The organism is Paenirhodobacter enshiensis (assembly GCF_000740785.1).
Lineage (GTDB): Bacteria > Pseudomonadota > Alphaproteobacteria > Rhodobacterales > Rhodobacteraceae > Rhodobacter > Rhodobacter enshiensis.
The window spans coordinates 1-3348 of the sequence record NZ_JFZB01000072.1 but is presented as its reverse complement, the minus strand read 5'-3'; the positions used below and the strand labels follow the sequence as shown (position 1 = coordinate 3348).

The 3348-nt window shown below is 58.9% G+C and carries 4 protein-coding genes; 2 read left to right on the top strand and 2 right to left on the bottom strand.

Annotation, left to right across the window (positions count from 1 at the left end; genetic code table 11):
* Window positions 1–293: 293 nt before the first annotated feature.
* Window positions 294–731 (bottom strand): hypothetical protein, encoded by a 438-nt coding sequence (locus CG50_RS15870; protein ID WP_152559573.1) that lies wholly within the window; start codon window positions 729–731, stop codon window positions 294–296.
* A 77-nt stretch (window positions 732–808) separates the two neighbouring features.
* Between CG50_RS15870 and CG50_RS15865 the strand changes: the two genes are divergently transcribed.
* Together CG50_RS15865 and CG50_RS16975 are read left to right on the top strand one after the other, a co-directional pair.
* Window positions 809–1672, top strand: a complete 864-nt coding sequence (locus tag CG50_RS15865; protein WP_036640596.1) for a tellurite resistance TerB family protein — start codon at window positions 809–811, stop codon at window positions 1670–1672.
* A gap of 610 nt (window positions 1673–2282) precedes the next feature.
* A complete protein-coding gene (locus tag CG50_RS16975; protein ID WP_152559572.1) occupies window positions 2283–2930 on the top strand; it encodes a S24 family peptidase in 648 nt (215 codons plus the stop codon).
* Between the two features lie 216 nt (window positions 2931–3146).
* Here the strand turns inward: CG50_RS16975 and CG50_RS17375 are convergent.
* Window positions 3147–3348: hypothetical protein (locus tag CG50_RS17375; RefSeq protein WP_211248646.1), on the bottom strand; the 202-nt coding region annotated here is incomplete at its 5' end.

Genomic DNA, 3348 nt, shown 5'->3' with positions numbered 1-3348 from the left:
CCCCCGCGGGGCGGGCGTGCTCTTGCTTGCCATGGGATCACTGTCCTTCTGTTGTTCTGGGTTTTTGGGGTCGGTAGCGCGAGCGCGCCGGGCACAGGCCGGACAGCGGTGTTTCCACCCCACACTCTCCGACCCACGCATCTTCCACCCTTGCGCAGTAAAGCGCCGCGCAAGGCGAGACTGGGCACGAGCCGTCGACAGTGGCCCCATGCTTTGCGAAAATTGTGCGTTACAGATGTCGCAGGTGGTGAAGATAATGCACTGCCCACCAGACGCTCGGATCGTGCGCTGCATCAGTCTTCATCCCCCTCCAGCACAGCCGACAGCCGTTCGACCACATGCCGCGCGTCCTGGACTTCCTTGCGCACACGCGCACGATCCGCTTTGCCCGTCGCCAGACCGACGACGGCGCTCACCGCCTCGCCAACCTCGCGCGAAAGCGCCGACGCCCCGTCCAGAAGGTCGATGTGCTCGGCATGATCCGGGGTCGTGCTCAACAGCCAGCGCCGGACACAGCGATCATCAAGCGCATCCTCCAGCGCCATGATCTCGACGAGCGGCCAGTCCAGATGACCCGATAACCGCTTGGAGATCGTGCCAACCCGTGTCGACATGCCGCCCTGCAATGGAATGCCGAGACCTATGTCTATCAGGCTAGCGGCATTGGCCGGTCCGCCCGCCCGAGCAACAAGAACCCGCATGAACTGATTAATCATCAGACGCTCGGTCATGCCCGCCTCCCGGTGGACTCGACAGCAAACAAAGCCTTAGGTTTGCCCCGTCGATTGATTTTGGAATGAGATTCCCAATGGGACTTTTTGACTATCTGCTGCGCCGCGCCCCGACCCCCGACCAGGCACCGGAACCCGCGGTCGTCGCCGGGACGATCCTCCGCGAACCCGACATGTCGTTCCTTGACGACCTCGAAATCTGCGACCCGGAAGCGGCGCAGGACAAGAAGTCGCCCGGCACCCTGCCGATGGATCTGGGCGACACCTATGCGATCATCGAGTATCACGACAGCAAAGGGGCGCAGACAACGCGCCGCGTCACGCTCATGAGCCTGACAGAGACCAATCACGGCCTCGGCGTGAACTGCATTTGTCACGAACGGCGCGCCTATCGCCTGTTCCGCGTCGACCGCATATCCGGCGTGATTGACGAAGACAGCGGCGAGGTCGTTCCGTTCGGAACATTCTTCGCAGAGACCTACGGCTGTTCGCTGCCGATGTCTGACGCCGCGGCTCAGGAAGACCCCGCTCTGACCGCGGCGAAAACGCTTCGTGATTTCTTGCGTCCGGCTCTTGGCGTTCTGGTGTCGGCGGCACGTGCGGACGGGAAAATGCACATCTCCGAACTCGATGCGATACAGATCTACGCTGAGAAGGAGATGTTCGCCCTTCAGCGAGATGGACGCATCGGCAAAGCGCCGACTATCGAGGTTCTGGACGCCTTCAACCGCGAAATCGAGCGCATGAGGCCCCAGCGGCGCAGCTTGCGCGGGCACCTTGAGATCATCATGACCTATGACAAGCCGCGCCAGGACCGCATTCAGCAGGCCCTTGAAGGCGTAATTCAGGCGGATGGCCGTATCGTCGCCGATGAAATCGACTACCTGAATGACATCGCGTCCATGTCCAACGCAATTCGCGCCGCAATGCAGGACGCCTGAGCTGAACGGCTCGGAAACCGGATTTCCGTGATCGCTGACGTTGCACATGCGATGGTTGCGGCATGGAAATCCGCGAGCCAAATTCCGTTGACGTGAGGAAGCCACATGCAGGGTCATGCAGCTTCCTTCCCATCGTGATTTTCGGGCGGCAGCGCCTCGAAGCTGAAGGGGCTCCGCATCGGTGGCTCCAGCCCGGCTTCGGCAGCCAGCGCCAGCACGAGCATCGCGCTGAACCAGCGACAACCGACATTTTGGCAAACAGAAGACCTGTTCAGCGATCATCGAGACACCTCATCCCCCACATGATTACTTTCAGGAAAAGGCCTTCCATCCGGCCAATGTGAACGGAACCAATCAAGAGCGACATTGAACCGCCGCACGGTGATGTCTGCACCGCACCTGATCGCCGTCAGTTTCTTCGTGTCCCCAAAGACACGATAAGAAACAGTGGTGTCCTCGGTGAGACCACTGGCGGCTTTATAAGCGTCAGCAACATGGATGAGGTATGCGGTGCTTAACATGACACCGATATTTGTGCGGTTTTATTACCGCATAGTCAACGGTTATCTAACCGCACGCCAGACAGTCCGTCATACGGTATTATAACCGCATGGAAATGCTGGATGTTCTGAAGCGAATCGAAGAGTGGATCGCGGCCCAGAATGAGGCCGGACAACGCATGTCACCTCGGTCACTCAGTCTAAAAGCACTGGGAACGACCGATACGATCCGAAACTGGATTCGTTCCCGCGACGCGGGGAAGCCGATTGGCGCGACCGAGCGCAGCGTTTCCGCCGTCGCACGGGCCATGAATGTTTCCGGGGAATGGCTACGCACGGGAACCGGCAACATGAACGATGTCGACCCGCCGCACGTCGACATGGTGAGCCTAGTGTCTTGGGTCAGCGCAGGACAGCTGAGTGACCAAGACAGTGTCGTCAGCCCTGCGGACTACCCGACAATTCCTGTTGCAGACCTTCCCCCGAGCCGCTGGATCGCATTACGCGTGCAGGGCACATCCATGAACAAACTTAGCCCGCCAGACTCCGTGATCATTGTGGATCTGAACGACAAGAGGCTAGTCAACGGACGATGCTATGTGATCGCCGATGAAAGTGGGGCGGCCACCTACAAAGCATACGACCCTAATTCTTCCCCGCCTTTCGTACCGCGTTCCTACATAGACACCCAACCGCCTGCTTTAACAGGAAGTATTCGCATTGTTGGACGTGTCAGAAAAACCATACTGGACCTCTAAGTGCTACCTTCATTCATCGGCATGGTGGCAGTGACCATCATTGTGTACGTTCTTCTAGTTCCTCTTCTGAAACGCGGGGAGAAGACCCCTCAACCGACGGCACGGCAGTTGCCCAAGTTAGAGGCAAACGACGACCTAGAGGGCGCCGGGCAAAATCCGCCAGATACTTCCCGGACACGTGGAGTATTCGCGGTAGGCGACGGTTCATTCGCAACGTCAGCCGTCGGAGAGAGCTTCTATCAGAAAGCGCTCAGACGGATCGCGGGCCCCGAAACCGAAGACGGGTGCGAGTACCATATTACGGCGGTGCTTTTGTGTGAAAACACCAATCGGTTTGACGACAAGGCCATTGCCGTCCAAGTGCATGGAATGACCGTTGGGTATCTCTCCAGGGAAGACGCGAGAACGTATCGCGCCA

Excerpts from the sequence above, each read along its gene's own strand:
- CG50_RS16975 (WP_152559572.1), top strand. The coding sequence starts at position 2,283 with ATGGAAATGCTGGATGTTCTGAAGCGAATCGAAGAGTGGATCGCGGCC.
- CG50_RS15870 (WP_152559573.1), bottom strand. The coding sequence starts at position 731 with ATGACCGAGCGTCTGATGATTAATCAGTTCATGCGGGTTCTTGTTGCT.
- CG50_RS15865 (WP_036640596.1), top strand. The coding sequence starts at position 809 with ATGGGACTTTTTGACTATCTGCTGCGCCGCGCCCCGACCCCCGACCAG.